25 protein-coding genes are annotated in these 26,000 nt (G+C 63.5%); 2 read left to right on the top strand and 23 right to left on the bottom strand.

Annotated features, from left to right (window positions below):
- The first annotated feature begins 36 nt into the window (after positions 1 to 36).
- Both CI15_RS12635 and CI15_RS12630 read left to right on the top strand, forming a co-directional pair.
- Positions 37 to 378, top strand: a complete 342-nt coding sequence (locus CI15_RS12635) for an FKBP-type peptidyl-prolyl cis-trans isomerase (protein ID WP_018424138.1) — start codon at positions 37 to 39, stop codon at positions 376 to 378.
- 19 nt (positions 379 to 397) lie between these two features.
- Positions 398 to 1,186 (top strand): AraC family transcriptional regulator, encoded by a 789-nt coding sequence (locus CI15_RS12630; protein ID WP_062128231.1) that lies wholly within the window; start codon positions 398 to 400, stop codon positions 1,184 to 1,186.
- An 18-nt stretch (positions 1,187 to 1,204) separates the two neighbouring features.
- On the opposite strand, the gene CI15_RS12625 is transcribed toward CI15_RS12630, so the two are convergent.
- The 23 genes from CI15_RS12625 to sdhC all read right to left on the bottom strand — a co-directional run bounded on the left by CI15_RS12625 (position 1,205) and on the right by sdhC (position 25,927).
- Positions 1,205 to 2,401, bottom strand: a complete 1,197-nt coding sequence (locus CI15_RS12625) for an O-succinylhomoserine sulfhydrylase (RefSeq protein WP_062128229.1) — start codon at positions 2,399 to 2,401, stop codon at positions 1,205 to 1,207.
- A 105-nt stretch (positions 2,402 to 2,506) separates the two neighbouring features.
- A complete protein-coding gene (gene purF, locus CI15_RS12620; RefSeq protein WP_062128227.1) occupies positions 2,507 to 4,057 on the bottom strand; it encodes an amidophosphoribosyltransferase in 1,551 nt (516 codons plus the stop codon).
- An 89-nt stretch (positions 4,058 to 4,146) separates the two neighbouring features.
- Positions 4,147 to 4,698: a CvpA family protein gene (locus CI15_RS12615; protein WP_062128225.1), complete on the bottom strand. Its 552-nt coding sequence runs from the start codon at positions 4,696 to 4,698 to the stop codon at positions 4,147 to 4,149.
- A gap of 7 nt (positions 4,699 to 4,705) precedes the next feature.
- Positions 4,706 to 5,656: an SPOR domain-containing protein gene (locus tag CI15_RS12610; protein WP_062128218.1), complete on the bottom strand. Its 951-nt coding sequence runs from the start codon at positions 5,654 to 5,656 to the stop codon at positions 4,706 to 4,708.
- A gap of 29 nt (positions 5,657 to 5,685) precedes the next feature.
- Entirely contained in the window at positions 5,686 to 6,996 is a 1,311-nt protein-coding gene (gene folC / locus CI15_RS12605; RefSeq protein WP_062128321.1) for a bifunctional tetrahydrofolate synthase/dihydrofolate synthase, read from the bottom strand.
- A gap of 272 nt (positions 6,997 to 7,268) precedes the next feature.
- Positions 7,269 to 8,141: an acetyl-CoA carboxylase, carboxyltransferase subunit beta gene (gene accD / locus CI15_RS12600; protein ID WP_062128216.1), complete on the bottom strand. Its 873-nt coding sequence runs from the start codon at positions 8,139 to 8,141 to the stop codon at positions 7,269 to 7,271.
- Positions 8,142 to 8,219: 78 nt separating this feature from the next.
- Positions 8,220 to 9,032 (bottom strand): tryptophan synthase subunit alpha, encoded by an 813-nt coding sequence (gene trpA, locus CI15_RS12595; protein ID WP_062128214.1) that lies wholly within the window; start codon positions 9,030 to 9,032, stop codon positions 8,220 to 8,222.
- An 80-nt stretch (positions 9,033 to 9,112) separates the two neighbouring features.
- Positions 9,113 to 10,042 carry a DNA-methyltransferase gene (locus CI15_RS12590; protein ID WP_062128212.1) on the bottom strand — a complete coding sequence of 310 codons (930 nt, stop codon included), beginning with the start codon at positions 10,040 to 10,042 and terminating at the stop codon, positions 9,113 to 9,115.
- Positions 10,043 to 10,051: 9 nt separating this feature from the next.
- The gene (gene trpB / locus CI15_RS12585) at positions 10,052 to 11,245 is read right to left on the bottom strand and encodes a tryptophan synthase subunit beta (RefSeq protein ID WP_062128319.1); all 1,194 of its coding nucleotides are present in this window, start codon (positions 11,243 to 11,245) and stop codon (positions 10,052 to 10,054) included.
- 59 nt (positions 11,246 to 11,304) lie between these two features.
- Positions 11,305 to 12,015, bottom strand: coding sequence for a phosphoribosylanthranilate isomerase (locus CI15_RS12580; RefSeq protein WP_062128210.1), 711 nt, complete (start codon positions 12,013 to 12,015; stop codon positions 11,305 to 11,307).
- The gene (gene truA / locus CI15_RS12575; protein ID WP_062128209.1) at positions 12,012 to 12,824 is read right to left on the bottom strand and encodes a tRNA pseudouridine(38-40) synthase TruA; all 813 of its coding nucleotides are present in this window, start codon (positions 12,822 to 12,824) and stop codon (positions 12,012 to 12,014) included. Before truA ends, CI15_RS12580 begins: the two co-directional genes overlap by 4 nt.
- Positions 12,821 to 15,490 carry a FimV C-terminal domain-containing protein gene (locus CI15_RS12570; protein ID WP_062128207.1) on the bottom strand — a complete coding sequence of 890 codons (2,670 nt, stop codon included), beginning with the start codon at positions 15,488 to 15,490 and terminating at the stop codon, positions 12,821 to 12,823. The genes truA and CI15_RS12570 overlap by 4 nt, the downstream gene beginning before the upstream one ends.
- A 138-nt stretch (positions 15,491 to 15,628) precedes the next feature.
- Positions 15,629 to 16,750, bottom strand: a complete 1,122-nt coding sequence (gene asd / locus CI15_RS12565) for an aspartate-semialdehyde dehydrogenase (RefSeq protein ID WP_062128205.1) — start codon at positions 16,748 to 16,750, stop codon at positions 15,629 to 15,631.
- A 357-nt stretch (positions 16,751 to 17,107) separates the two neighbouring features.
- The gene (leuB, locus tag CI15_RS12560; RefSeq protein WP_062128202.1) at positions 17,108 to 18,175 is read right to left on the bottom strand and encodes a 3-isopropylmalate dehydrogenase; all 1,068 of its coding nucleotides are present in this window, start codon (positions 18,173 to 18,175) and stop codon (positions 17,108 to 17,110) included.
- Positions 18,176 to 18,265: 90 nt separating this feature from the next.
- Positions 18,266 to 18,919: a 3-isopropylmalate dehydratase small subunit gene (gene leuD / locus CI15_RS12555; protein ID WP_062128199.1), complete on the bottom strand. Its 654-nt coding sequence runs from the start codon at positions 18,917 to 18,919 to the stop codon at positions 18,266 to 18,268.
- A gap of 84 nt (positions 18,920 to 19,003) precedes the next feature.
- A complete protein-coding gene (locus tag CI15_RS12550; protein ID WP_062128197.1) occupies positions 19,004 to 19,162 on the bottom strand; it encodes an entericidin A/B family lipoprotein in 159 nt (52 codons plus the stop codon).
- A gap of 5 nt (positions 19,163 to 19,167) precedes the next feature.
- The gene (gene leuC / locus CI15_RS12545; protein WP_062128195.1) at positions 19,168 to 20,577 is read right to left on the bottom strand and encodes a 3-isopropylmalate dehydratase large subunit; all 1,410 of its coding nucleotides are present in this window, start codon (positions 20,575 to 20,577) and stop codon (positions 19,168 to 19,170) included.
- A gap of 319 nt (positions 20,578 to 20,896) precedes the next feature.
- Positions 20,897 to 22,198, bottom strand: a complete 1,302-nt coding sequence (gltA, locus tag CI15_RS12540) for a citrate synthase (protein WP_062128193.1) — start codon at positions 22,196 to 22,198, stop codon at positions 20,897 to 20,899.
- Positions 22,199 to 22,270: 72 nt separating this feature from the next.
- Entirely contained in the window at positions 22,271 to 22,543 is a 273-nt protein-coding gene (locus tag CI15_RS12535) for an FAD assembly factor SdhE (RefSeq protein ID WP_062128191.1), read from the bottom strand.
- Positions 22,544 to 22,627: 84 nt separating this feature from the next.
- Entirely contained in the window at positions 22,628 to 23,332 is a 705-nt protein-coding gene (locus CI15_RS12530) for a succinate dehydrogenase iron-sulfur subunit (protein ID WP_062128189.1), read from the bottom strand.
- A 26-nt stretch (positions 23,333 to 23,358) separates the two neighbouring features.
- Positions 23,359 to 25,134, bottom strand: coding sequence for a succinate dehydrogenase flavoprotein subunit (gene sdhA, locus CI15_RS12525; protein ID WP_062128187.1), 1,776 nt, complete (start codon positions 25,132 to 25,134; stop codon positions 23,359 to 23,361).
- A 4-nt stretch (positions 25,135 to 25,138) separates the two neighbouring features.
- On the bottom strand, positions 25,139 to 25,507 hold the full coding sequence (gene sdhD / locus CI15_RS12520) for a succinate dehydrogenase, hydrophobic membrane anchor protein (RefSeq protein WP_062128185.1): 369 nt from the start codon (positions 25,505 to 25,507) through the stop codon (positions 25,139 to 25,141).
- Between the two features lie 3 nt (positions 25,508 to 25,510).
- On the bottom strand, positions 25,511 to 25,927 hold the full coding sequence (gene sdhC / locus CI15_RS12515; protein WP_062128183.1) for a succinate dehydrogenase, cytochrome b556 subunit: 417 nt from the start codon (positions 25,925 to 25,927) through the stop codon (positions 25,511 to 25,513).
- Between the last annotated feature and the right edge of the window lie 73 nt (positions 25,928 to 26,000).

Here is a 26,000-nt window from a genome sequence, read left to right as displayed (position 1 = left end):
AATGTCGCTTTTACGTTTTGAATTGAGGAGCAACGCATGTCGACTGTGACGACCGAATCCGGCCTGAAATACGAAGACCTCGTGGAAGGCACCGGCGCCGAAGCCGTGGCCGGCAAGACCGTGACCGTGCACTACACGGGCTGGCTGACTGACGGCCAGAAGTTCGATTCGAGCAAAGACCGCAATGACCCGTTCGCATTCGTGCTGGGCGGCGGCATGGTCATCAAGGGCTGGGACGAAGGCGTGCAAGGCATGAAGGTCGGCGGCAAGCGCAAGCTGACCATTCCGCCGCAACTCGGCTACGGCGTGCGCGGCGCAGGCGGCGTGATTCCGCCGAACGCGACGCTCGTGTTCGAAGTCGAGCTGCTCGAAGTCTGAGTTTCACCGAAGTGTTGTCATGAGCCACGCCGCCGTCACCGCCCCTACCGTTTCGCTGCGCTGCTATGGCGCGATCGAAGCGTCGGACGTGCACGACTTTCATCAGGTCGTGCTCGGGCTGGACGGCGCGATGGTGATGGCGGTAGACGGCGTCGCGCAGCAGATCGACGCCGGTTCCGCATGGCTGATCCCGGCGGGCGCTCGGCACGATTACGCGGGCGTCGGCACGAACCGGCAGCTCGTGCTCGATTTGCCGGCCGCGTCGCTGGCGGTGCCCGAGCGGCTGTTCGAACGCGCGCGCGCCGTCACGCTCGATGCGTCGCTCGCGCAGCTCGTGCATCGGATTGCCGCGCATGCGGCGCACGGCGTGGACGAAGCGCAAGCTGATGCCTTCGATCAGCGCCGTTTCCATTGGGACGCCGCGGCGCGTCTGGGCGCCGCGCTCGTCGCCGATCCCGCCGCGCTCGCCGGTGCGCAGGCGAACCGCATGGGTCTCGATTTCGCGCGCATCGACCGCTGGCTGCGCGCGCATCTGTCCGAACCGCTGCGGATCGCGGACCTCGCCGCGCATTGCGGCTTCGGCATGCGGCGTTTTCATCAATTGTTTATCGATGCGTTCGGCGAGACGCCGCATCGTTATTTGCAACGATTGCGGCTCGACACGTCGATCACGTTGCTAGCGGACCCGCGTCTTTCGTTGACCGATATCGCGCTCGAGATCGGCTTCGGCGATCAAAGCGCTTATACGCACGCGTTTACGCGGCGTTTTGGGCTGGCGCCCGGGCAGTGGCGCGCGTTGCGGCACTGAGCGCGTCGAGCGCGCTGATCAGCCTTCTAGTCCGCGCTGCAAATCCGCACGAATATCGCCGGCGTTTTCGAGCCCCACCGCCAGCCGGATCAACCCTTCGCTGATACCCGCCGCCGCGCGCGCTTCGGGCGTGATGCGGCCGTGCGTGGTGGTCGCCGGATGCGTGATCGTCGTACGCGTGTCGCCGAGGTTGCCGGTGATCGAGCAGACCTTCGTGCCGTCGATCACGCGCCATGCGTTCGCGCGCATCTGCTCGGGCGTCTCGCCCTTCAATTCGAACGACACGATCGCACCGCCCGACTTCTGCTGACGCATCGCGAGCGCGTGCTGCGGATGCGATTCGAGCCCCGGGTAGAACACGCGATTCACGGCCGGATGCGAGTCGAGCCAGCGCGCGATTTCGAGCGCATTCGCCGACTGTTTTTCGACGCGCAACGACAGCGTTTCCAGGCCCTTCAACAGTACCCACGCGTTGAACGCGGACAGCGTCGGGCCGGCGCTGCGCACGAACGGGAACACCTGTTCCATGATGAATTTCTTCGAACCGACCAGCGCGCCGCCGAGCACACGGCCCTGGCCGTCGAGGAACTTGGTCGCCGAATGCATGACGACGTCCGCGCCGAGTTTCAGCGGCTGCTGCAACGCCGGACTGCAGAAACAGTTATCGACGACGAACACCGCATTCGCGGCCTTCGCGATCTTGCCGATCGCTTCAATATCCGAAACTTCAGTCAACGGGTTGGACGGCGTTTCGAGGAAGAACATCTTCGTCTCGGGACGCACCGCGTCTTTCCACGCGTGCAAGTCAGTCGGATCGACGAACGTGGTCGTGATGCCGAACCTGCTGAAGATCTGCGAGAACATGCCGAGCGTCGAGCCGAACAGCGCCCGTGAACTCACGAGGTGATCACCCGCCTGCAACGTCGACATCACGACCGACATGATCGCGGCCATGCCCGAAGCCGTCGCGATACAGGCCTCGCCGCCTTCGAGCGCGGCCAGGCGGTCCTGGAACATCGAGACGGTCGGGTTCGAAAAGCGCGAGTAGGTGAAATAGTCTTCAGAGTTCTTGAAGCGCTCGGCGGCGTCGGCGGCGCTCGCGAACACGAAGCTCGAGGTCAGGAAGATCGCTTCCGAGTGCTCGTTGAAGTCGCTGCGCGCGGTGCCCGAACGGACGGCCAGCGTGTCGAAGTCGAAGTTCTGGGAGTCGTCCATGTCGGGTCTCGTTTCCAAGGTTCCGTGGCAACAAAAAAGCCCGCTTTTGCGTCGGCATAAGCGGGCTTCATGTGAGGGGAGAACAGGCTCACCTCGCGGTGTGCGTCAGCCCACCGATAGTTGCAGATGCAGCTGCGAACGCGCCGGGCCGCCACCGTCCATCGCATCGCTCGCGGCATCGCGATCCGATTGCGACGACGGCGCGAGACGCGCGCTTTCGATGCGGTCGAGGTACTCGGTCGTGATGTCGCCGGTCACGTAGTTGCCGTCGAAGCACGAAGCCTCGAACTCCTTCAGCGCCGGGTTGATATCGCGCACCGCCTGCTTCAGCGCATCGACGTCCTGATACACGAGGTGATCCGCGCCGATCATGCGCGCGACTTCCTCGTCAGAGCGGCCATGCGCGACCAGTTCGCCGCGCGTCGGCATGTCGATGCCGTAGACGTTCGGGAATTTCACCGGCGGCGCCGCCGACGCGAAAATCACCTTGTTCGCGCCTGCATCGCGCGCCATCTGCACGATTTCGTGCGACGTCGTGCCGCGCACGATCGAATCGTCGACGATCAGCACGTTCTTGCCCTTGAACTCGATGTTCATCGCGTTCAGCTTCTGGCGCACTGACTTCTTGCGCACCGCCTGGCCCGGCATGATGAAGGTGCGGCCCACGTAGCGGTTCTTGAAGAAGCCCTCGCGATACTCGACGCCGAGCGCCTTCGCGACCTGCATCGCGGCCGGGCGCGACGAATCGGGAATCGGCATCACCACGTCGATCCCGACGTCAGGCAGCTCGCGCTTGATCTTCTCGGCGAGGTAGTCGCCCATGCGCAGACGCACGTTGTAGACCGGCACGCCGTCGAGCACCGAATCAGGACGCGCCAGATAGACGAGTTCGAAGATGCAGGGGTTCAGGCTCGGGGTCGTCGCGCACTGCTGCGAATGCAACTGGCCTTCGGCGTCGATGAAAATCGCCTCGCCCGGCCGCACGTCGCGCACGAATTCGAAACCGATACCTTCGATCGCCACCGATTCCGACGCCACCATCCACTCGACGCCGTGAGCCGTTTCCTGCTTGCCGAGACACAGCGGACGGATGCCGAACGGGTCACGCACCGCGAGCATGCCGTAGCCGGCAATCAGCGCGACGATCGCGTACGAGCCGCGCACCCGCCGATGCACGCCCGACACCGCCTTGAACAGCGCGGCCGGATCGAGCTGCAGACCCGAGCTCGACAGTTGCAGCTCGTGCGCGAGCACGTTGAGCAGCACTTCGGTATCGGAATTGGTGTTCACGTGGCGGCGATCGATGCGGAACATCTCATCTTTCAGCTGCTGCCAGTTGGTCAGGTTGCCGTTGTGCGCGAGGATGATGCCGAACGGCGCGTTCACGTAGAACGGCTGCGCCTCTTCTTCGCTCGACGCCGAACCAGCGGTCGGGTAACGGACCTGGCCGATGCCGCTCGTGCCCGGCAGGCTACGCATGTTGCGCGTGCGGAACACGTCGCGCACCATGCCGTTGGCCTTGTGCATGTGGAAGTTGCTGCCGTTCGCCGTCGCGATGCCGGCGGCGTCCTGACCGCGGTGCTGCAGCAGCAGCAGGCTGTCATAGATCAGCTGATTGACCGGAGAGTGGGAAACTACGCCTACGATGCCGCACATGGCATGTCCTTCAAAGGTACGAAATTCAACATGGCGCCCGATGCTTGCGACCGCGTCCGCGCTGTGAGGCGACGGGACGCACTACGACGTCAAGGCAGCCGGTGTACGCCGGAGTCCTGTTGCGCATTGCTCGGGGCGTCCGGACCGTCCACATGGACGTAAGCGGCGAGCGCCTCGGGGAGCAGCGGTTTCATTGCGCGTACGCCCTCGACCGCATAGGGACGGAGCAACGCGTTGCGCCAGAATTCCTCTTTGGGCAGTTCGGTCAAGCCTGCGAGGGCGACCAGAATCAGCACCAGAACGACCCCACGTACGAGGCCGAACATCAAACCGAGCGAGCGGTCCGCACCGCCCAGACCCGTGACTTGCACGAGGCGGCTGAGCAGCGCGCTCACCACGCTCGCGACCAGCACGACGGCGATCACCACGAGCGAGAAAGCCAGTAGCCACTGGGTCAACTTACCGCCCGGCCAGCTGGACGGGATATACGGCACCACGTAGCCCACGAACTCGCACGCCAGGAAGAACGCCGCGATCCAACCGATCAAGCCAAACACTTCCGACAGCAAACCTCGCCAGGCGCCTCGCAGCGCCGACAAGCCAATCACCGCCATTACAGCGTAGTCGAAGGCAGTGAACATCGCTCGCTTACTGTGTACTGCTGCCGTTCGAGCCCGACACGAGGCCCGCCTCGCGAACCTTCGCGATCGCTGCGGTCGCCGCGGCGCGGTCGGCGAACGGGCCGGCGCGCAAAAGTGTCAGCGTCGAGCCGTCGGCCTGCTTCCTGTGTTCGGTATATGCGGGCACGCCCGCCGCTTTCAACTTTGCGGCCCAACTGCGTGCGCTCGCTTCGTTTGCGAAGGCGCCGAGCTGAAGCGCGAAACGGTTGCCCGGCGGCGAGGCCGGCGTGCCGGAGTTCGCATCGGCGCTGGCCGCGGCCGTGCTCGTATCGTCTTCGGTCGACGGTGACGGTGCGGCGGCGGGAGCCTTCGATTGCTTGGCTGCGGTAGACGGTGCGGTGTTGGCTGCGAGCGACTGGGTTTGCGGCTTCGCGGCGGGTTTGGGCGCCGCGGCGGTCACGGAGCCGGTCGCGGTCGTGCCCTGTTTCGCTGCGCTCGATTGAGCCGATTGGGCCGGCTTCGCTGCGGAGGCCGGGGCCGTGGTTGCTGCGGCCGTCGCCGCGGTCGTTGCCGGCGCGAGGCTGGACGCCGCGACGCCGGTGTCGGCGGCCGGCGGATTGTCCGGCGCGACGCCAGCTTGCACGTCTTCGTTGGCAGTGGATCTGGCGAGCTTCGGCGCGGGGCGGCTCGGAATGTCGATCGAGATGTCGTCGGTGACGGGCTTGGGATGCGAATCCAGCACCATCGGCAGGATGATCACCGCCGCGACGACCAGTGCGATTGCACCGACGAGCCGGCGACGCGCGCGCTGCTTTTCCGGCAGCGTGGGGTCGAGCAGCATGGCATCTGCATCGACGGGGCGCTCCGTACGGCGGGTGCGCCGCTCGACGCGCTCACCCCGGGCGGCCCGATTGGAACTGGTGTTTGCGCCGCGCCGGCTGGGCGCGTCGTCTTTCTTGCCGAACGAGAAAATTCCCATGAATCGCTTGGTTCGAGCCTGGCGCCCGCTCAGTGTTGCTGCGATTTCCGGTAGGCCATCACACCCGCTACCGTATAGAAACTGCCGAAGACCACGATTCTATCATTCTCTGACGCACGTTTTAGCGCGTCCTGGAAAGCCTGTGCCGGCGTCGCGTAGCGCGTGATGGTGCTGTCGGCGCTCTCTTCCACACCCAGCTCGCGCAGCGCGGTTTCCAGCTCTTGCGCGGACGCGGCGCGCGGAGTCGGCAGATCGGTCACGCACCAGTGGTCGATCTCGCCCTTCAGATGATTGAGCACGCCGGCGATGTCCTTGTCGCGCATCGCGCCGAACACCGCGTACGTGTACGGGAAAAAGCCCATGTTGCCGAGATTCTGCCCGAGCACGGCGGCCGCATGCGGATTGTGGCCGACGTCGAGCACGATGGACGGCTTGCCCGGCAGCACCTGGAAACGACCCGGCAGATCCACGTTGGCGATGCCGAGCCGGATGTCCTGCGCCGACACCGGCAGACGGTCGCGCAACGCTTCGAGCCCGGCCAGCGCCGCCGACGTGTTGATCAGCTGATTTGCGCCGCGCAGCGACGGATACGCGAGCGCCGAGCGCCGCAGCGTCGGGCCGACGTAGCTCCACTGCTGGCGCTCGCTGCCCGCCTGGCCTTCGTAACGGAAATCGCGGCCGAACAACCACAATTGCGCGCCGATCTTTTCCGCGTGATCGATCAGCGATTGCGGGGGTATTGGGTCAGCGCAGATCGCCGGCTTGCCGGGGCGGAAGATGCCGGCTTTTTCGAACGCGATCTTGTCGCGTGTGTCGCCGAGGTAGTCGGTGTGATCGAGATCGATGCTCGTGATGATCGCGCAATCGGTATCGAGGATATTGACCGCGTCGAGACGACCGCCGAGGCCGACTTCGAAAATCACCGCGTCGAGGCCGCGCGACGCGAACAGGCTCATGATCGCGAGCGTCGTAAATTCGAAGTAGGTCAGCGTCACCGGCTTGGCGAGGCTCAGGCGCGCGGCTTCGACGATTTCGAAGTGCGGCAGCAGATCGGCATCGCTTGCCATCTCGCCGTTGATGCGCGCCCGTTCGTTGAACGACAGCAGATGCGGAGAAGTGTGGCAGCCGACCGTATAGCCCGCGCGCAGCAGGATCGCTTCGAGGATCGCGCAGGTCGAGCCTTTGCCGTTCGTGCCGCCGACCGTGATGATCGGGCAGGCGAACGACAGCTGCATCGCATCACGTACCTGGGAGATGCGGCCCAAACCCATGTCGATGCCGACCGGATGCGCGGATTCAAGGTGCGTGAGCCACGCGTCGAGGGTGGGGTATGTCGTCATCGGGTGAATCTTGAGTGAGTCGCGGTGGTCCGGTTCTGCGATGCTGCGAAGGGTACTGATCAAGCGATTGCGGTCGGAGGGTCGCGTATCGCTGTCGATCGGGGGCGGGAGCCATGGCGAGGTTTATGCGCACAAACCCGCGCCTTCAGCCACGCCAGCTTCGGTTTGAACCGCCGCCGCTTCGCAGGCGATCGTAATTATCGCGGAAATGACAGCGCGCCGCTTGATTGCTCACGCGGCGCGCTATTTTTGATTGCTTGTCTGCCCGGCTTTTACGCGACCGCGTCCGCCGGTTGATGGCTCAGCAGCGCCAGCAATTGGGCGATTTCTTCGCGCAGCTTGCGACGGTCGACGATCATGTCAATCGCGCCCTTCTGCAGCAGGAATTCGGCGCGCTGGAAGCCTTCCGGCAGCTTCTCGCGCACGGTCTGTTCGATCACGCGTGGGCCGGCAAAGCCGATCAGCGCCTTCGGCTCGGCGATCACGACGTCGCCGAGGAACGCGAAACTCGCGGACACGCCGCCCATTGTCGGGTCGGTGAGCACCGAGATGAACGGCAGCTTGGCTTCGGCCAGTTTCGTGAGCATCGCGGTGGTCTTTGCCATCTGCATCAGCGACAGCAGGCTCTCCTGCATCCGCGCGCCGCCCGAAGAGGTAAAGCAGATGAACGGCACTTTCTGTTCGAGTGCGTTCTGAGCGCCGCGCGCGAAACGCTCGCCGACCACCGAACCCATCGAGCCGCCCATGAACGAGAACTCGAAGTTCGCCACGACGACCGGCAGCGTGTGAATCGCGCCGCCCATCACGACCATTGCATCGGTCTCGTCGGTTTCGTCCATCGCCTCTTTCAAGCGCTCCGGGTACTTGCGGCTATCTTTGAACTTCAGCGCGTCGACCGGAACGATCTCCTGGCCGATTTCGTAGCGGCCTTCCGGATCGAGCAGGCTATCGAGCCGCTCACGCGCGCCGATGCGCATGTGATGGTCGCACTTCGGGCAAACATGCAGATTGGCCTCGACGTCGTTGCGGTACAGCACGGCTTCGCACGACGGGCACTTGATCCACAGGCCTTCCGGAATCCCCTTGCGGTTCTTCGGGTCGGTTTGTTTGATTTTCGGCGGCAGCAGCTTATCGAGCCAGCTCATAGGGAATCCTTCTGGGTCAGCAGTTGCGCGAACGGCGGGACGAGCCCGCCGCTCACGTTACCGCGACAAAAATAACTGTTATCGGGCAGACGCGACACTATCGATCGCCTCGCGCACTTCGGCGACGAAACGCGTAAGCGTCTCCGCAGCGGCGTCGGGCGCTGCCTGTTCGAGCAACTGAACGATACGGCTGCCGATCACGACGGCATCGGCCACCTCGGCCACTGCGCGCGCCGTTTGCGCGTCGCGAATGCCGAAACCGACGCCCACCGGCAGGGGGACGCGCGACTTGATGGCCGGGATTTTACTCGCGATGCTGGAAACGTCCAGATTTGCCGCGCCGGTGACCCCTTTCAGCGACACATAGTAGACATAGCCGCTGGCGATCCGGCCGACTTCGGCGATGCGCTCATCGGTCGAAGTGGGTGCGAGCAGAAAAATCGGATCGATGCCAGCAGATTGCATCTGTTGGGCGAAGTTAGCGCACTCTTCCGGCGGATAATCGACCACCAGCACACCATCCACACCGGCTTCCTTCGCGGCGTTCGCGAACCCATCGGCGCCCATCCGCTCGATCGGATTCGCATAGCCCATCAGCACGACCGGGGTTTTGTCGTCGGTTTCGCGGAAGCGTTTGACGTCGGCCAGCACGCGGCGCAGCGACACGCCCCGTGCGAGCGCGCGCTCAGACGACTGCTGGATCACCGGGCCATCGGCCATCGGGTCGGAAAACGGCACGCCGAGTTCGATCACATCCGCGCCACCGGCGGCGAGCGCGTGCATGAATTCGACCGTGCGAGCCGGGTCCGGATCACCAGCGGTCATGAACGGGATCAAGCCTTTCTTACCCTGGGCGGACAGCGCGGCAAACGTGTTCTTGATACGGGACATGGAAATATTCTCGAATTGGGGCTACCGCGCGCTGATCGCAGTGCGCATTTCCGCGCATTTAGAAGCGCATTTCACGCTGTTCACTGCACCTCGGTCGACTGCTGCACTTTCGGCTTAGTTCGGGTTCGACGCGGCGCAGCAGGCGTAGCGGCGACGCTGACGCGCTCGCGCGCTATCGCGCAGTAGCTCTCGTTGATCTCATAGCCGACGAATTCGCGTTGATGACGGACGCAAGCGACTGCGGTGGTGCCGCTGCCCATGAACGGGTCGAGCACACGGCCGCCCTTCGGGCAGCTGGACAGCACCATTCGCTCGACGATTTCCAGAGGTTTCTGGGTCGGGTGCGCGACGCGCTCGGCATGCTGCCGATGCAGACGCGAGATCGACCAGACATCCTTCGGATTATAGCCAAGCTCCAACCACTTGCTTCCTTCGAACAACTTACGCGAACGCGCCTTCTTCGTGACTGCATCGTACGGAATGCGGACGGGATCGAGATCGAAGAAATAGTCCTTCGACACCGCGAAGAAACCGATGTTGTCGTGCACCGACGTGAAGCGGCGCGTCGTGCCGCCCATGCTCGGCACGCGCCGGTCCCAGATGATCTCATTGACCATCATGAGCTTGGTCTTCAGGAAACTGAAGATTTCCGGCGCGTACTGCCAGGTGCAGAAAATGTAGAACGAACCTGTGGGCTTGAGCTTCGGCACAGCAAGCTCGAGCCAGCCACGCGTCCAGTCGAGAAATTCCTCGCCCGTGCGCATGTCCGAGTCGTTGCCGTAGTCCTTCCCCAGCCCATAGGGCGGATCACAGACGATCAGGTCGATCGACCCGTCGGGAATGTTCGCTACATCGGTCAGAAAATCGCGGTTCAACAGCTGAATGCCGGCCGGCACCTGCGCCACCAGCGGTGCAGGTGCCGCGGCGGCCGATGCCGCGGGCGCCGATCCCTCGGCGCCCGGATTCGCAGTTTCAATCGCCGGCTGCGGCTCGTCGAACTCGTCACGCATCGTCGCGGCTCAGAACTGGATACCCGATCGCTCGGCGACCGTGTGCATGTCCTTGTCGCCGCGGCCCGACAGGTTGACCAGCAGAATCTTGTCTTTCGACAAAGTCGGCGCGAGCTTCGTAGCGTAGGCGAGCGCGTGGCTCGACTCGAGTGCAGGAATGATGCCCTCGATGCGGCAGCAATCGTGGAATGCTTTCAGCGCTTCTTCGTCGGTGATGCCGACATATTGCGCGCGATTGCTCTCTTTTAGCCACGCATGCTCGGGACCCACGCCCGGATAGTCGAGGCCCGCCGACACCGAATGCGTCTCGATGATCTGACCGTCTTCGTCCTGCAGCAGGTAGGTCCGGTTGCCGTGCAGCACTCCCGGGCTCCCGCCGATCAGCGAGGCCGCGTGACGACCCGTTTCGATGCCGTCGCCGGCCGCTTCGACGCCGATCAACTGCACCGAACTGTCCTCGATATACGGATAAAAAATACCCATCGCATTCGAACCACCGCCCACGCACGCGATCACGGCATCGGGCTGGCGTCCAGCCTGTTCGGGCATCTGCACACGGCATTCATCGCCGATCACCCGCTGGAAGTCGCGCACCATCATCGGATACGGATGCGGACCCGCGACCGTGCCGATGATATAGAACGTGTTTTCGACGTTGGTGACCCAGTCGCGCATCGCTTCGTTCAGCGCGTCTTTCAGCGTGCGCGAACCCGATTCGACCGGCACGACGGTCGCGCCGAGCAACTTCATGCGGTACACGTTGGCGGCCTGGCGGCGTACATCCTCCGAGCCCATATAGACCACGCATTCCATACCGAAGCGGGCGCAGATCGTCGCCGTGGCGACACCGTGCTGACCAGCGCCGGTTTCCGCGATCACGCGCGGCTTGCCCATGCGCTTGGCGAGCAAGGCCTGGCCGATCACGTTGTTGATCTTGTGCGCGCCGGTGTGATTCAGGTCTTCACGCTTCAGATAAACCTGCGCGCCGCCGAGCAATTCGCTCCAGCGCTGTGCGTGATAAATGGGGGATGGACGACCCACGAAGTACTTCAGTTCGCGCTCGTATTCGGCGACGAACTCCGGGTCTTTCTGATATTTCTCGTACGCTTCACGCAGCTCGTCGAGTGCGGAAAACAGCGTTTCGGCGACGAACACGCCGCCAAACTGGCCGAAGTGGCCTCTTTCGTCAGGCAAGTTGTACATGGTGATCACTCTTCTCAGATGGCTCGCGGCTTTCATCGGAAAGCACCCGCGAGCCTGAATCATTCAGCGTCCGCCGCGCGCACCGCGCGTACGAACGCCGCCATCCGGGCGTGATCCTTCACGCCCCGGGCGCCCGGTACTTCGATGCCGCTCGAGACATCGACCGCGTACGGGCGCACGCAATGGATCGCATCACTGACGTTTTGCGCGTTCAACCCACCACTCAAAACGGCCCGATGCGCGAGCTCTGCTGGAATAAGTGACCAATCGAAGACCTTTCCGCCGCCGCCGTAGCCTTCGACATGGGTGTCGAACAGAAGACCACTGGCAGCTGAATAGTTAAGCGCCGATTTTACCAAATCGGCCGCTCGAGTATCCGCCGCAACTCGCAACGCGCGCAACCAAGGCAAACCCGCAACGCCGGCGAGCGTCTCGCACTGCGCCGGCGTCTCGTCGCCGTGAAACTGCAACAGCGTCAGATTGACGTTGCTCGCGACTTCCTGGATCCATTCCGGCGTCGCATTGACGAACAGACCGACGACCGATACGAACGGCGGCACATCGTGGACAAGTTCGACCGCTTGCGCAACGCTCACCGAGCGCGGGCTCGGCGGATAGAACACGAGGCCGATCGCGTCGGCCCCGAGGTCGATCGCGTGGGCGATGTCGGCGGGTTTCGAAAGTCCGCACAACTTGATGCGCGTGCGGTGCGGGACGTTTTGCAGGGCGGCGGTGTCGGCCTGGCTGGAGGGGTTCTCTGCTGCTTTCATGTTTCCGGTTGCTCGGTCCATACACTGCTCCACGGCACGCTGCCCGTCGTCGCAGCGGGCACGGCGAATTGCTCAGGATAGCCCACTTGCGCAAGGTACAGGCCGTCGGGCATGAAAGTCGGCGCCGCGCAGTCGCGGCTGCGGCTCGCGAGCACGTCGGCCATCCACGCCGCCGGACGGCGGCCGCTGCCGATTTCGATTAGGCAGCCCATCACGTTGCGCACCATGTGATGCAGGAACGCGTTCGCGCGGAAGCGGAAATGCACGAAGTTGCCTTGTCGTTTGACGTCGATCTGGTACAGATGCTTGAACGGCGTTTTCGACTGGCATTGCGACGAACGAAACGCCGAAAAGTCGTGCTCGCCGATCAGGTGTTCGGCCGCCGAGCGCATCTCGTCGACGTCGAGGGGCGTGTGCACCCAGCCGGCGCGCGTCGTGAGCATCGGCGAGCGCACCGGACTCACGTACAACACGTAGTAATAGGTGCGCTCGAACGCCGAGAAACGCGCATGAAAATCGTCGGGCATCGGCTTGGCCCACTGCACGCCGATCGTCTTCGGCAGGAACGCGTTCGGGCCGCGTACCCAGGAGATGTCGACGCGATCGAGTTCGGTGTCGAAATGCACGACCTGGCCCAGGCCGTGCACACCGCGGTCGGTGCGGCCGGCCACGATGGTCTGCACGGGCGTGCGCGTGAATTCGCGCAGCGCCCGTTCGAGCTCGTCCTGCACCGTATTGCCATGCGGTTGCGACTGCCAGCCGGCGAACGCCGCGCCGTCATACTGCACGCCTAATGCGATGCGCTTCACGACAGCGGGGCGAGAGTCGAAAGCAACGCGCGGGCTTCGGTGCGCGTGGCTGGATCGTTCGCTTCGATCACTTCGTTGATGAGCGTACGGGCGCCCGCGAGATCGCCGAGCTCGATGTACTCGGAGGCCAGCTCCAGCTTGTTACGCGCGATGCGGCCGAGATCGGCCGGCGTGAAGGCCGGCAACGGCTGGGCCGGACTTGGCGGCAGTTCGAGGTCGAAGTCGAGCTTAAGCGCGCCGAAGCCGGCCGCGCCGAGACCCGCGACGGCGCCTGCGCCGGCGGTGCCGGCGGCGATCTGCTCAGCGATGTGCGGGGCGTCGTCGTCCGAGTCGTGGCCGAAGGCCTGCTGCGCGGTCGTTTCAGGCGATGCGACCGGTTGCGTCGACAGCGACGTCGGAAGCTCCAGATCGCCGGTTGGGGGCACTTCGATGCGCGGCGGCAGCGGCATGTTCAGGCTGCTGAACGCGTCGACGGCCTCGCGCGGGAATTCGGTCGGTGCGGTCGGTGCGGACGGCGCAGGTTGCGCCGGCACCGGCATCTCGCCGAACGGCTGACCGAACGACGTGGTGGCGCGCGGTTCGACGGGGTGTTGCGTGTAATCGATCACTGGGGGTGGAACGTTCAACGGGGTCTGCGGTTCGGCCGTCGCGGCGTGCGGCGCGCTCGCGGGCGTTTCTGTTGGGGTTGGGCTCGTGGTTGTGGTGGCGCCTGGCGTTTTTTCTGCCGTCGGGCTTTCTGTGGATTCGTCGTCCCATTGCAGACCATCTGCGCGCTCGTCGTGCGTCCCGCCTATGACCGGCTCGAGCGGTTCGAGGGGGCCCAGCGGCAACGCCTCGGCGCCAAGTTCTGCCGCGGCGGCCAGATTGGCGGCTGTGGCCGCGGCGCTCAGGGTTTCATTGTGAGTCGGTGTGAGCGCCAGCGGTTCGGAGGACGCTTCGCTTTCGCTGGACAGCGCGATGTCGGCGGACGGGGCCGTCGGTGCGGTGGGTTCGGGCGTGCCCGGTTGGGTCAGGTGGGTTTCTTGTATCGCTGCCTGTTCCGTTGCCGCGCGCTCGGCTGCTATGCGCTCCGCTTCTGCGCGTTGTGCTGCCGCGCGTTCCGCTTCGGCATGCTCCTCGGCTGCCGCTTGTTCTGCCGCGGCTCGCTCCGCTGCCGCCTGTTCGGCTGCCATGCGTTCCGCTTCGGCTTGCTCGGCTGCTGCACGGTCCGCTGCCGCGCTTTCTGCCGCTGCCTGCTCCGCTGCCGCACGTTCTGCCGCTGCACGGTCCGCTGCCGCGCTTTCCGCCGCTGCCTGCTCGGTTGCCGCGCGTTCTGCCGCTGCACGCTCCGCCGCCGCGCTTTCTGCCTCTGCACGCTCCGTTGCCGCGCTTTCTGCCGCAGCCTGCTCGGCTGCCGCGTGTTCCGCAGCCGCGTGTTCTGCCGCTGCCACTGCCGCCGCCTGCTGTGCACGCTCCTTATCTTGCGCCTCCGACTCTTCCGGCACCGCCGCCTGCCCGGCCACCACGCTAGCTTCGCGCGAATCCGCTGCGGGCGTCGATCTCGTCATGTCGCCATCAGCCGCCTCGGCAGCCCGCGCTGCAGCCTCCTTTTCGCGCTTGCGGCGCCCCATGCGCAGAGCCGTGAGCAGAACAACGAGTGCCGCGCCAACCGCCGCCGCGATGCTCAGATCGCGCTGAGACATGCCACTCTCATCCGACGGCGCCGTCGCCACACTCGCCTGCTGCGGCGCCGCGGCCACCGCCGCCGCAGAACCCACCGCGGCCGGCTGCGCGGCGCTCGTCGGAGCGGGACCCGACGCGACCTGCGCACCGCCGATACCGTGCTTCTGCAACTCCATCAGCACGCGGTTTTTCAGCGCCAGCAGTTGCTGCAGACTCGATACCTGCGGATGCGGCTGCGAAGCCGCGGTCGTCGTCGACGGCGCCTGTCCGGCAGTCGCGCTCGACGACGGTTGAATCGATCCTGCCCATCCCTGCGTACCGCTTGCCGCCACCCCCGTCGATACCGCAGCACTCCCTTCGATCGGCGCGCTGGCCGTGCCGGAGACCGCGGGTGCGGCTGAAGTCGTCGCGTTCGCCGCAGCGCTTGCCGCACTCGCGGCAGCGGCGTTGACCTGCTCGACCGCACTCGCGGTGCTGGCAGCCGCAGCGGCCGCCGCTGCCGGCTCCGCCGTCGGCGCGGACTCGGGCGCAGCCGCCGTGGACTCCGACGCCCCCGCCGCAGCCCCAGCCGACGAAGCCGCCAACGCCCCCGACGCATCGAGCGCCGGCACGATCAACACCGCGCCCACCCGCACCCGGCTCGGATCGTGATTCATGAACGCGGCGGGATTCGTGTCGAACAATGCGCGCGTCGTGCGCGCGAGTACCGCCCGGTCATGCGATTGCGTAATGGCGATCGCGACGTCGTTCAGCGACTGCCCAGCGTGTACCGTGTACTGGGTACCCGCGGCGATCGCAACGACAACGGTAGTCGAACCGACAGCGGAAGCGGCATCCGTTGCGCTCGTGGCGCTAGCCGGCGCCGCAAGCGTATTGCCCGCGCCACCGCCGAGCAGCGCGAGGGCGAAAGCGGCACCTGCGGCCATCGCCGCGGGACGGCTCCTGAATCGCACCTTATCGTGACGAATGGACATAGCCCGAAGAGCGGAGCGTCGAAAGTTCATCGGGACTCCTGGCGCGTCAGCGCGCAGCCTTTTTTACGAGTGGAAAGAGACAAGATGATCGGAGCACAAAATGAAAAAAGCGCCGCGCAAGCGCGACGCTTCTTGAGTTGTCTACGCGTCGTGAGCGCGTAGTTTACTTTACTTGTCGAGCACAATGCGAAGCATGCGACGCAGCGGTTCAGCCGCACCCCACAGCAGCTGATCGCCGACCGTGAAGGCCGACAGATATTCGCCGCCCATCGCCAGCTTGCGCACGCGGCCGACCGGTACCGTCAGCGTGCCCGTGACGACCGCCGGGGACAGATCACGCATCGACGCTTCGCGCTCGTTCGGCACGAACTTGACCCAGTCGTTGCCCGACGCGAGGATGCTATTCACTTCGTCGAGCGGCACGTCCTTGTTCAGCTTGATCGTGAGTGCCTGCGAGTGGCAGCGCATCGCGCCGATCCGCACGCACAGGCCGTCGACCGGAATCGAACCCGGCGTGCCCATGGCCGGCTTGCCGAGGATCTTGTTGGTTTCCGCGCCGCCCTTCCACTCTTCCTTCGACATGCCGTTGCCGAGATCCTTGTCGATCCACGGAATCAGCGAGCCCGCGAGCGGCACGCCGAAGTGGTCGGTCGGCATGCTGTCGCTGTTCATCGCTTCGAGCACGCGGCGGTCGATGTCGAGAATCGCCGAAGCCGGGTCGGCCAGTTCGTTCTTCACCGCGCCGTGCAGCGTGCCCATCTGCGACAGCAGTTCGCGCATGTTTTGCGCGCCCGCGCCCGATGCGGCCTGATACGTCATGGCCGTCATCCAGTCGACGAGGTTTTCGCGGAACAGGCCGCCCAACGCCATCAGCATCAGGCTGACCGTGCAGTTGCCGCCGATGAAGTTCTTCTGGCCTTTGACGAGCGCGTTCTTGATCACGTCGAGATTGACCGGATCGAGAATGATGACGGCGTCGTCCTTCATGCGCAGCGACGATGCCGCGTCGATCCAGTAGCCGTTCCAGCCAGCCGCGCGCAGCTTCGGGAACACTTCGTTCGTGTAGTCACCACCCTGGCAGGAGATGATTGCGTCGCACTTCTTCAGGTCTTCGATGCTTGTCGCATCTTTGAGCTTGGTCTCGTTTTTGGCGAACGACGGCGCGTTGCCGCCCGCGTTGCTGGTGCTGAAAAACACCGGTTCGATCAAGTCGAAATCGCCTTCCTGCTGCATGCGTTGCATCAGGACGCTGCCGACCATGCCGCGCCAACCTACGAGACCTACGTTCATGACTTCATACCCTTCGAATGGAAACTTCCCCGCATCTTTGCCCGCAGTGACCGCGCGGGGAAGATGGGCGGGCACGACGGACGATCAGCGCTTCGTGATCGTTTTCGGGGTAATGGTTTTGATGGTAATGGCGAACTCGATCGCACGGGCAGTTGTGCCGTGCGATTTGGAAATCGAGGAGATTTGGGAGATCTGAGCCATCGCAACAATATACACGAAAACGGAAAACTGGCGGCGCTGTTCGCCGCATTACGCGCGAATCGACCTGTTTTAAGGTCGATTCGCGTTTTAAAGGCCAATATCGACGACCTTATCAATGCTTGCACCCGCTCCGCGAGTGCATGTGCCGCATGCGTTTTACAGCGCGGCCACGACGGCGTCGCCCATCGCAGCGGTGCCGACCTGCTTGCATCCCGGCGTGAGAATGTCGCCGGTGCGATAGCCCTGCTCGAGCACCTTCTTCACCGCGGTTTCGATGCGATCAGCCTGCTCCGCCTTGTTCAGCGAATAGCGCAGCATCATCGCAGCGGAGAGGATCGTGGCGAGAGGATTCGCCACGCCCTTGCCGGCGATGTCCGGTGCGGAACCGTGCGACGGCTCGTACAAGCCCTTGTTGTTCTTGTCGAGCGATGCCGACGGCAGCATGCCGATCGAGCCGGTCAGCATGGCAGCCTCGTCGGACAGGATGTCGCCGAACATGTTGCCGGTCACGATCACGTCGAACGACTTCGGCGCCTTCACGAGTTGCATCGCGGCGTTGTCGACGTACATGTGCGACAACTCGACGTCCGCGTATTCCTTCGACACGTCGATCATCACGTCCTTCCAGAACTGCGACGTTTCGAGCACGTTGGCTTTATCGACCGAGGTCAGCTTCTTGCCGCGCTTTTGCGCCGCCTGGAACGCGACGTGCGCGATGCGGCGCACTTCGGGTTCCGAATAGCGCATCGTGTCGAAGCCTTCCTTCGCGCCGGCGAACAGGCCGTCCGGCGACGTACGCACGCCGCGCGGCGCGCCGAAGTAAATGTCGCCGTTCAGTTCGCGCACGATCAGGATGTCGAGACCCGAAACGATCTCTTCCTTCAGCGACGACGCACCCGTGAGTTGCGGATAGCAGATCGCCGGACGGAAGTTCGCGAACAGTTCCAGGTGCTTGCGCAGACCGAGAATTGCCTGCTCGGGGCGCAGCGCGCGTTCGAGCTTGTCGTATTTCCAGTCGCCGACCGCGCCGAACAGGATCGCGTCGGCTTCCTTCGCGAGCGCGAGCGTCGAGTCGGGCAGCGGGTGGCCCTTCGCTTCGAAGCCTGCGCCACCGACCGGCGCTTCTTCGAGTTCGAACTTCTCGCCGAGCACGTTCAGGACCTTCACGGCCTCCTTGACGATTTCGGGACCGATGCCGTCGCCCGGCAACACTGCGATCTTCATGCGAATTCCTTGATGATTTTTTCGAGTCTTTTCTGGCGCAAACCGGCGCGGGCGCGTGGACCTCGAGTCCTTACGCCCCCGCGGGTTCGTTTAACGGACGAGGCGATTGTTCAGCCACGGTTGCTTCGCGAGACGCTCCGCTTCGAACTGGCGGATCTTGTCCGCGTGACGCAGCGTGAGGCCGATGTCGTCGAAACCGTTCAGCAGGCAGTACTTGCGGAACCCTGCGACTTCGAACGGATATTCGGCGCTGCCGTCGGCCGTGCGCACGACTTGTGCTTCAAGGTCGATCGTCAGTTTGAAGCCGTTGAACGCATAGGTTTCGTTGAACAGATGATCGACCTGCTGTTCGGTCAGCACGATCGGCAGCACGCCGTTCTTGAAGCAGTTGTTGTAGAAGATGTCGGCGAAGCTCGGCGCGATCAGCGCGCGAAAGCCGTACTGCTGCAACGCCCACGGCGCGTGTTCGCGCGAGCTGCCGCAGCCGAAATTCTTGCGTGCGAGCAGCACCGAAGCGCCCTGATAGCGCGGCTGGTTCAGCACGAAGTCCGGGTTCAGCGGACGAGTCGAGTTGTCCTGACCCGGCTCGCCGTGGTCGAGATAGCGCCATTCGTCGAACGCGTTCGGACCGAAGCCCGTGCGCTTGATCGACTTCAGGAACTGCTTCGGAATGATCGCGTCCGTGTCGACGTTCTCGCGATCGAGCGGCGCCACGACGCCGGTGTGTACGATGAATTTATCCATGACGCTTGCGCCTGTTCAGAACCGGGCGATGCGCTGGGCGGCTGGAAACGCCGCGCCGCATCGCCGGCAAAAATCAAAAACCGCTTATTTCTCAGCGTGATTGCTGATCGAATTGCCGAGGTGCGACATGTCCTCGCCGAATCCGTGCACCGTGTTGCAGCCGGCCAGTCCGAGCAGAAGCCCGGCGAAGGCAGCGAGTGCGAAGCGGCGCAATAGAGTGATGCGATTCATGTTCTTCATCATGCGATTTATCCAAGCTTGCGAATATCGACGAAATGTCCTTCGATGGCCGCAGCCGCGGCCATTGCGGGGCTCACCAGGTGCGTGCGACCGCCGGCGCCCTGACGACCTTCGAAATTGCGGTTCGACGTGGATGCGCAACGCTCACCCGGCTCGAGCCGGTCGGCGTTCATGGCGAGGCACATCGAGCAGCCCGGCTCGCGCCATTCGAAACCGGCGTCGGTAAAGACCTTGTCGAGGCCTTCACGCTCCGCCTGCGCCTTCACGAGACCCGAACCCGGCACGACCATCGCCAGACGGATGTTCGGCGCGACGCGGCGGCCGAGTTTCTTCACGACGTAAGCCGCCGCGCGAATGTCTTCGATGCGCGCGTTGGTGCACGACCCGATGAAGATTTTATCCGGCTTGATCGACTCGATCGGCGCGTTCGGCTCGAGCGCCATGTACTTGAGCGCGCGCTCCATCGCGTCGCGCTTGACCGGGTCCTTCTCGCGTTCCGGATCCGGCACGCGGCCGTCGATCGGCGTCACCATTTCCGGCGAGGTGCCCCACGTGACCTGCGGCACGATTTCGGCGGCATTCAGCTCGACCACGCGATCGAATTGGGCGCCGTCGTCCGATTTGAACTGCTTCCAGTATTCGACCGCGTGATCCCACTCGACGCCTTGCGGCGAGAACGGACGGCCCTTCAGGTAGTCGACCGTGGTGTCGTCTACAGCGACCATGCCGGCGCGCGCGCCCGCTTCGATCGCCATGTTGCAGACCGTCATGCGGCCTTCCATCGACAGCGAACGGATGGTCGAGCCGCCGAATTCGATCGCGTAGCCGGTGCCGCCCGCGGTGCCAATCTTGCCGATGATCGCGAGCACGATGTCCTTCGCGGTGCAGCCGCGCGGCAGTTGGCCCTCGACCTTCACGTGCATGTTCTTGCTCTTCTTTTGCAGCAGCGTTTGGGTGGCCAGCACGTGCTCGACTTCCGACGTGCCGATGCCGTGCGCGAGCGCGCCGAACGCGCCGTGCGTGGACGTGTGCGAGTCGCCGCAGACGATCGTCATACCCGGCAGCGTGGCGCCCTGTTCCGGCCCGATGATGTGGACGATGCCCTGACGCACGTCGTTCATCTTGAACTGCGTGATGCCATAGGCGTCGCAGTTCGAGTCGAGCGTGTCGACCTGCAGCTTCGAAACCGGATCGGCGATGCCGTGGCTGCGGTCCGTGGTCGGCACGTTGTGGTCGGACACGGCCAGGTTCGCGCTGATGCGCCACACCGGACGTTCGGCCATCTTCAGGCCTTCGAACGCCTGCGGGCTGGTCACTTCATGCAGCAGATGACGGTCGATGTAGAGAATCGCGGTGCCGTCGTCTTCCGTGTGGATCACGTGCGTGTTCCACAATTTGTCGTAGAGAGTCTGTGCCATGGTATGCGGGGTAGTAATGACTGCGGGCTGACTGTGTCGATTGATTATGCCACGCTGCGCACCGCGATGGGCCGCTCAGTCGACGAAAAAACCGATAAAAAACATGGAGTTGGCTGGTAGTGCCGATACCTGTATCGGCGTTACCCGGCAAGCGCGGCAGCCCCGCGACGCCAATACGGCGCATGCGCAACCCGCGGCGCCCGCCGAAACGGAAACGCCCCAACGGTAGACCCGTTGAGGCGTTTGCTTGACTCCGATTTCGCGCTCCCGCGCGGCACGAATGCCGCTACGAAGCGCGCATGTCGAGATCGATCAGCGATTAGCGCTGCCCGATCGGCTTCGCTTCACGCAGCGTCTCGCCGATGAACAGCTGACGCGGACGGCCAATCTTTTGTTCGGGATCGGCGATCATTTCGTTCCACTGCGCGATCCAGCCGACCGTACGTGCCATCGCGAAGATACACGTGAACATCGAGGTCGGGATGCCCAGCGCGCGCTGCACGATACCCGAGTAGAAGTCGACGTTCGGGTACAGCTTGCGCGACACGAAGTATTCGTCTTCGAGCGCGATCTTTTCGAGTGCCATGGCGAGCTTGAACAGCGGGTCGTCGTGCAGGCCCAGCTCTTCGAGCACTTCGTGGCAGGTTTCGCGCATCAGCTTCGCGCGCGGGTCGTAGTTCTTGTAGACGCGGTGACCGAAGCCCATCAGCTTCACGCCCGAGTTCTTGTCCTTCACCTGCTTGATGAACTCAGGAATGTTGTCGACCGAGCCGATTTCTTCCAGCATGTTCAGTGCGGCTTCGTTCGCACCGCCGTGCGCCGGGCCCCACAGACACGCGATACCCGCCGCGATACACGCGAACGGATTCGCACCCGACGAACCGGCGAGACGCACGGTCGACGTCGACGCGTTCTGCTCGTGGTCCGCGTGCAGGATCAGGATGCGGTCGAGCGCGCGCACCAGCACGTCGTTGACCTTGTATTCTTCGCACGGGTTCGAGAACATCATGCGCATGAAGTTCGCACTGTACGACAGATCGTTCTTCGGATACACGAACGGCTGGCCGATGCTGTACTTGTACGCCATCGCGACCAGCGTGGGCAGCTTCGCGATCATGCGGATCGCCGACACTTCGCGGTGACGCGGGTTATTGATGTCGAGCGAGTCGTGATAGAACGCGGACAGCGCGCCGACCGCGGCGACCAGAATCGCCATCGGGTGCGCGTCGCGGCGGAAACCGCGGAAGAAGAACTGCATCTGCTCGTGCACCATCGTGTGCTTCGTGACGGTCTCGACGAATTCATCCTTCTGCTTCGCGTTCGGCAGCTCGCCGTTCAGCAGCAGGAAGCAGGTTTCGAGGAAGTCAGCGTTTTGCGCGAGGTTGTCGATCGCGTAACCGCGGTAGAGCAGTTCGCCCTTATCGCCGTCGATGTAGGTGATCGCCGAATTGCACGCCGCCGTCGACATGAAGCCCGGATCGTACGTGAATTTGCCGGTCTGGCCGTACAGTTTGCGAATGTCGATCACGTCCGGGCCAATCGTGCCCTTGTAAATCGGCATCTCGACGCTCGGCGAATTGTCGCTGAACGATAGCGTGGCTTTAACGTCTGACGGGGTCATAGCACATCCTCAATCGAAGTATAGAAACAGGGTTTCGATAATTGCACGCCTGGAACAACGGACCGGCGGCGCTCAAGCTTTGCGCAGCAATTCCAGAATCCGGACCACGTCCGGATCGGCTAGATCGCCTTCTGGTTCCTTGCGCGCGAGCAGCAAGTCCATCAGGTCGTTATCGCTCAGCTCGAGCAGGCGCGTGAGTGCGCCCACGTCGGCATCGCTGAGGTCATGCTCATATCGGCTGAAAAAACGCTCGAAGATCAGATCGTTTTCCAGCAGGCCCCGCCGAGCGCGCCAGCGAAGACGCGCGCGGCGGAGAGGGTCGGACTGATGCGATGTTTCGGTCATGTCGGTACACCTCGCGCCGCACCCCGGCGCAGCGACCGCCTCCGCGGGGGCAGCGTGCGCCAGAGAGCGCGAGGCTCATTGATACTAGACAGTGCGGCGAACCATCAATTCCTTGATCTTGCCGATTGCCTTGGTTGGGTTCAGGCCCTTCGGGCAAACGTCGACACAGTTCATGATGGTGTGGCAACGGAACAGACGGTACGGGTCTTCCAGGTTGTCGAGACGCTCGCCGGTTGCTTCGTCGCGGCTGTCCGCGATGAAGCGATAGGCTTGCAGCAGACCAGCCGGGCCGACGAACTTGTCCGGATTCCACCAGAAGCTCGGGCACGACGTCGAGCAGCTCGCGCACAGGATACATTCGTACAGGCCGTCGAGCTCGTCGCGCTCTTCCGGCGACTGCAGACGTTCCTTTTCCGGCGGCGGCGTATCGTTGATCAGGTACGGCTTGATCGAGTGATACTGGTTGAAGAACTGCGTGAAGTCGCAAATCAGGTCACGCACGACGGGCAGGCCCGGCAGCGGACGCAGCACGATCTTCTGCGGCAGGTCGTTCAGGTTCGTCAGGCACGCGAGGCCGTTCTTGCCGTTGATGTTCATTGCGTCCGAACCGCACACGCCTTCGCGGCACGAGCGACGGAACGACAGGGTTTCGTCCAGTGCCTTCAGCTTGACGAGCGCGTCGAGCAGCATGCGTTCGTGCGAGTCGATGTCGATCTCGTACGTTTGCATGCGCGGTGCGGCGTCCTTGTCCGGATCGTAGCGGTAAATTTCAAATGTACGCTTGGCCATTTCTCTGAATTCCTTTGACTTGTGCCTTAGAAGGTACGCGCTTTCGGCGGAACCGATTCGACGGTCAGCGGCTTCATATGAACCGGCTTGTAGTCGAGGCGATCGCCTTCGCTGAACCACAACGTATGGCGCAGCCAGTTTTCGTCGTCGCGATGTTCGAAGTCGTTCTGCGCGTGCGCGCCACGGCTTTCCTTGCGCGCTTCAGCGGAGACCATCGTGGCGCGTGCCACTTCGATCAGGTTCGCCACTTCGAGCGCTTCGATACGGGCCGTGTTGAACACCTTCGACTTGTCCTTCAGATGGATGTTGTCGACGCGTGCCGCCACTTCGCGGATCGCTTCGACGCCTTCCGACAGCAGGGCCGAGGTACGGAACACACCAGCGTGCTTCTGCATCGTGCCGCGGATGTCGTTCGCGACCGATTGTGCGTACTCGCCCGAGGACGAGTTATCGAGCTTCGCGAGACGCGACAGCGCGAAGTCGGCTGCATCTGCCGGCAGCGGCTTGTGTTCCTTCAGTTCCTTCACGTGCTTGACGATGTGGTTGCCGGCAGCACGGCCGAACACCACGAGGTCGAGCAGCGAGTTCGTGCCGAGACGGTTCGCGCCGTGCACCGACACGCACGAGCATTCGCCCACTGCGTAGAAGCCGTTGACGACTTCTTCGTGGCCGCGCGGCGTACCGACTACCTGGCCGTTGATGTTCGTCGGAATACCGCCCATCTGGTAGTGGATGGTCGGCACGACCGGGATCGGCTCCTTGATGCAGTCGACGTTCGCGAACTTCAGCGCGATTTCGCGGATCGACGGCAGACGCTTCATGATCGTCTCGGCGCCGATGTGCGACAGGTCGAGCAACACGTGATCCTTGTTCGGACCCACGCCGCGGCCTTCCTTGATTTCCTGGTCCATCGAACGCGAAACGAAGTCGCGCGGCGCCAGGTCCTTCAGCGTCGGCGCGTAGCGTTCCATGAAACGCTCGCCGTTCGAGTTACGCAGAATACCGCCTTCGCCGCGCACGCCTTCGGTGATCAGCACGCCCGCGCCGGCCACGCCGGTCGGGTGGAATTGCCAGAATTCCATGTCCTGCAGCGCGATGCCCGAACGGGCCGCCATGCCGAGGCCGTCACCGGTGTTGATGAACGCGTTGGTCGATGCCGCGAAGATCCGGCCCGCGCCGCCCGTGGCGAACAACGTGGTCTTGCCTTCGAGGATGTAGACGTCGCCCGTTTCCATTTCCAGCGCGGTCACGCCGAGCACGTCGCCGTCGGCGTCGCGGATCAGGTCCAGCGCCATCCATTCGACGAAGAATTGCGTCTTGGCAGCGACGTTCTGCTGGTACAGCGTGTGCAGCAGCGCGTGACCGGTACGGTCAGCCGCCGCGCAAGCGCGTTGCACCGGCTTTTCGCCGTAGTTCGCGGTGTGGCCGCCGAACGGGCGTTGATAGATCGTGCCGTCCGCGTTACGGTCGAACGGCATGCCCATGTGTTCGAGTTCGTAGACCGCGTTCGGTGCTTCACGGCACATGAACTCGATCGCGTCCTGGTCGCCGAGCCAGTCGGAGCCCTTGATCGTGTCGTAGAAGTGGTAGTGCCAGTTGTCTTCGCTCATGTTGCCGAGCGAAGCGCCGATGCCGCCCTGGGCAGCAACCGTGTGCGAGCGCGTCGGGAACACCTTCGACAGCACGCAAACCGACAGACCGGCGCGCGCGAGTTGCAGCGAAGCGCGCATCCCCGAGCCGCCTGCGCCGACGATAACCACGTCAAACTTGCGACGCGGCAGAGAATTCTTGATTGCAGCCATTCTTTTACACTCTCCAGAGAATCTGCGCAGCGTAGCCCGCACATGCGAGCAGCCAGAGGATCGTCAGCGCCTGCAGGAAGAGGCGCGTGCCAACGGGCTTCACGTAGTCCATCCAGATGTCGCGGATACCCACCCACGCGTGATAGAACAGCGAAAGAAGCGTGACGAACGTGGCGAGTTTCATCCACTGCGTCGCGAAGATCGACGCCCAGCCGTCGTACGAAAAGTCGCGCGCGAGGAAGAACCACGCGAGCAGAATCACGGTGTAGACCGCCATCACGCAGGCGGTGACGCGTTGTGCGAGCCAGTCGCGCAGACCGTAGTGCGCGCCGACGACGAGACGCTTCGAACCGATTCGGTTATTGGCTGACATTTTTTAGAATGCTCCGAACAGTTTTGCCGCGAACGCGATGGTGAGCAGCGACGACACGACCAACACGACGACGGAGGTCGACTTGCCCTTCTCTTTCGACACCGCATCGTGATTGGTATCCATCACGAGGTGACGGATGCCGGCGCAGAAATGGAACAGGAAGGCCCACGCGAGAACCAGCGTGATCAGCTTGACGATGATGTTGGAGAGGAAGCCCTTGAAGACTTCGAAGCTCAGCTCGGAAGTCAGGCTCTGATCGAAGAGGAACAGCAGGAACGGAAGGAAGAGAAACAACAGGGCACCGCTCACGCGATGCAGGATCGACACACGCCCCGCCAGCGGGAGACGGTATGCCGTCAATATTTGCCCAATACCGATGTTCCGGAATTCCGGCCTCGGTTTTTTTACGGCTTCTGCCATGCTAGACCCCTACTATGTAGTCACACTAATCCGCAATTTTAGCGCCTTTTTATATCGCGCTGCAGCGAAAACC

The organism is Paraburkholderia monticola (assembly GCF_001580545.1).
Taxonomy (GTDB): domain Bacteria; phylum Pseudomonadota; class Gammaproteobacteria; order Burkholderiales; family Burkholderiaceae; genus Paraburkholderia; species Paraburkholderia monticola.
This window is presented reverse-complemented; position numbering and strand designations above follow the sequence as displayed.

Bases quoted from the DNA above. Each gene is read 5' to 3' on its own strand.
- CI15_RS12635 (WP_018424138.1), top strand. From the start codon at position 37: ATGTCGACTGTGACGACCGAATCCGGCCTGAAATACGAAGACCTCGTG.
- CI15_RS12630 (WP_062128231.1), top strand. From the start codon at position 398: ATGAGCCACGCCGCCGTCACCGCCCCTACCGTTTCGCTGCGCTGCTAT.
- CI15_RS12625 (WP_062128229.1), bottom strand. From the start codon at position 2,401: ATGGACGACTCCCAGAACTTCGACTTCGACACGCTGGCCGTCCGTTCG.
- purF (WP_062128227.1), bottom strand. From the start codon at position 4,057: ATGTGCGGCATCGTAGGCGTAGTTTCCCACTCTCCGGTCAATCAGCTG.
- CI15_RS12615 (WP_062128225.1), bottom strand. From the start codon at position 4,698: ATGTTCACTGCCTTCGACTACGCTGTAATGGCGGTGATTGGCTTGTCG.
- CI15_RS12610 (WP_062128218.1), bottom strand. From the start codon at position 5,656: ATGGGAATTTTCTCGTTCGGCAAGAAAGACGACGCGCCCAGCCGGCGC.
- folC (WP_062128321.1), bottom strand. From the start codon at position 6,996: ATGACGACATACCCCACCCTCGACGCGTGGCTCACGCACCTTGAATCC.
- accD (WP_062128216.1), bottom strand. From the start codon at position 8,141: ATGAGCTGGCTCGATAAGCTGCTGCCGCCGAAAATCAAACAAACCGAC.
- trpA (WP_062128214.1), bottom strand. From the start codon at position 9,032: ATGTCCCGTATCAAGAACACGTTTGCCGCGCTGTCCGCCCAGGGTAAG.
- CI15_RS12590 (WP_062128212.1), bottom strand. From the start codon at position 10,042: ATGCGTGACGAGTTCGACGAGCCGCAGCCGGCGATTGAAACTGCGAAT.
- trpB (WP_062128319.1), bottom strand. From the start codon at position 11,245: ATGTACAACTTGCCTGACGAAAGAGGCCACTTCGGCCAGTTTGGCGGC.
- CI15_RS12580 (WP_062128210.1), bottom strand. From the start codon at position 12,015: ATGAAAGCAGCAGAGAACCCCTCCAGCCAGGCCGACACCGCCGCCCTG.
- CI15_RS12570 (WP_062128207.1), bottom strand. From the start codon at position 15,490: ATGAACTTTCGACGCTCCGCTCTTCGGGCTATGTCCATTCGTCACGAT.
- asd (WP_062128205.1), bottom strand. From the start codon at position 16,750: ATGAACGTAGGTCTCGTAGGTTGGCGCGGCATGGTCGGCAGCGTCCTG.
- leuB (WP_062128202.1), bottom strand. From the start codon at position 18,175: ATGAAGATCGCAGTGTTGCCGGGCGACGGCATCGGTCCCGAAATCGTC.
- leuD (WP_062128199.1), bottom strand. From the start codon at position 18,919: ATGGATAAATTCATCGTACACACCGGCGTCGTGGCGCCGCTCGATCGC.
- CI15_RS12550 (WP_062128197.1), bottom strand. From the start codon at position 19,162: ATGATGAAGAACATGAATCGCATCACTCTATTGCGCCGCTTCGCACTC.
- leuC (WP_062128195.1), bottom strand. From the start codon at position 20,577: ATGGCACAGACTCTCTACGACAAATTGTGGAACACGCACGTGATCCAC.
- gltA (WP_062128193.1), bottom strand. From the start codon at position 22,198: ATGACCCCGTCAGACGTTAAAGCCACGCTATCGTTCAGCGACAATTCG.
- CI15_RS12535 (WP_062128191.1), bottom strand. From the start codon at position 22,543: ATGACCGAAACATCGCATCAGTCCGACCCTCTCCGCCGCGCGCGTCTT.
- CI15_RS12530 (WP_062128189.1), bottom strand. From the start codon at position 23,332: ATGGCCAAGCGTACATTTGAAATTTACCGCTACGATCCGGACAAGGAC.
- sdhA (WP_062128187.1), bottom strand. From the start codon at position 25,134: ATGGCTGCAATCAAGAATTCTCTGCCGCGTCGCAAGTTTGACGTGGTT.
- sdhD (WP_062128185.1), bottom strand. From the start codon at position 25,507: ATGTCAGCCAATAACCGAATCGGTTCGAAGCGTCTCGTCGTCGGCGCG.
- sdhC (WP_062128183.1), bottom strand. From the start codon at position 25,927: ATGGCAGAAGCCGTAAAAAAACCGAGGCCGGAATTCCGGAACATCGGT.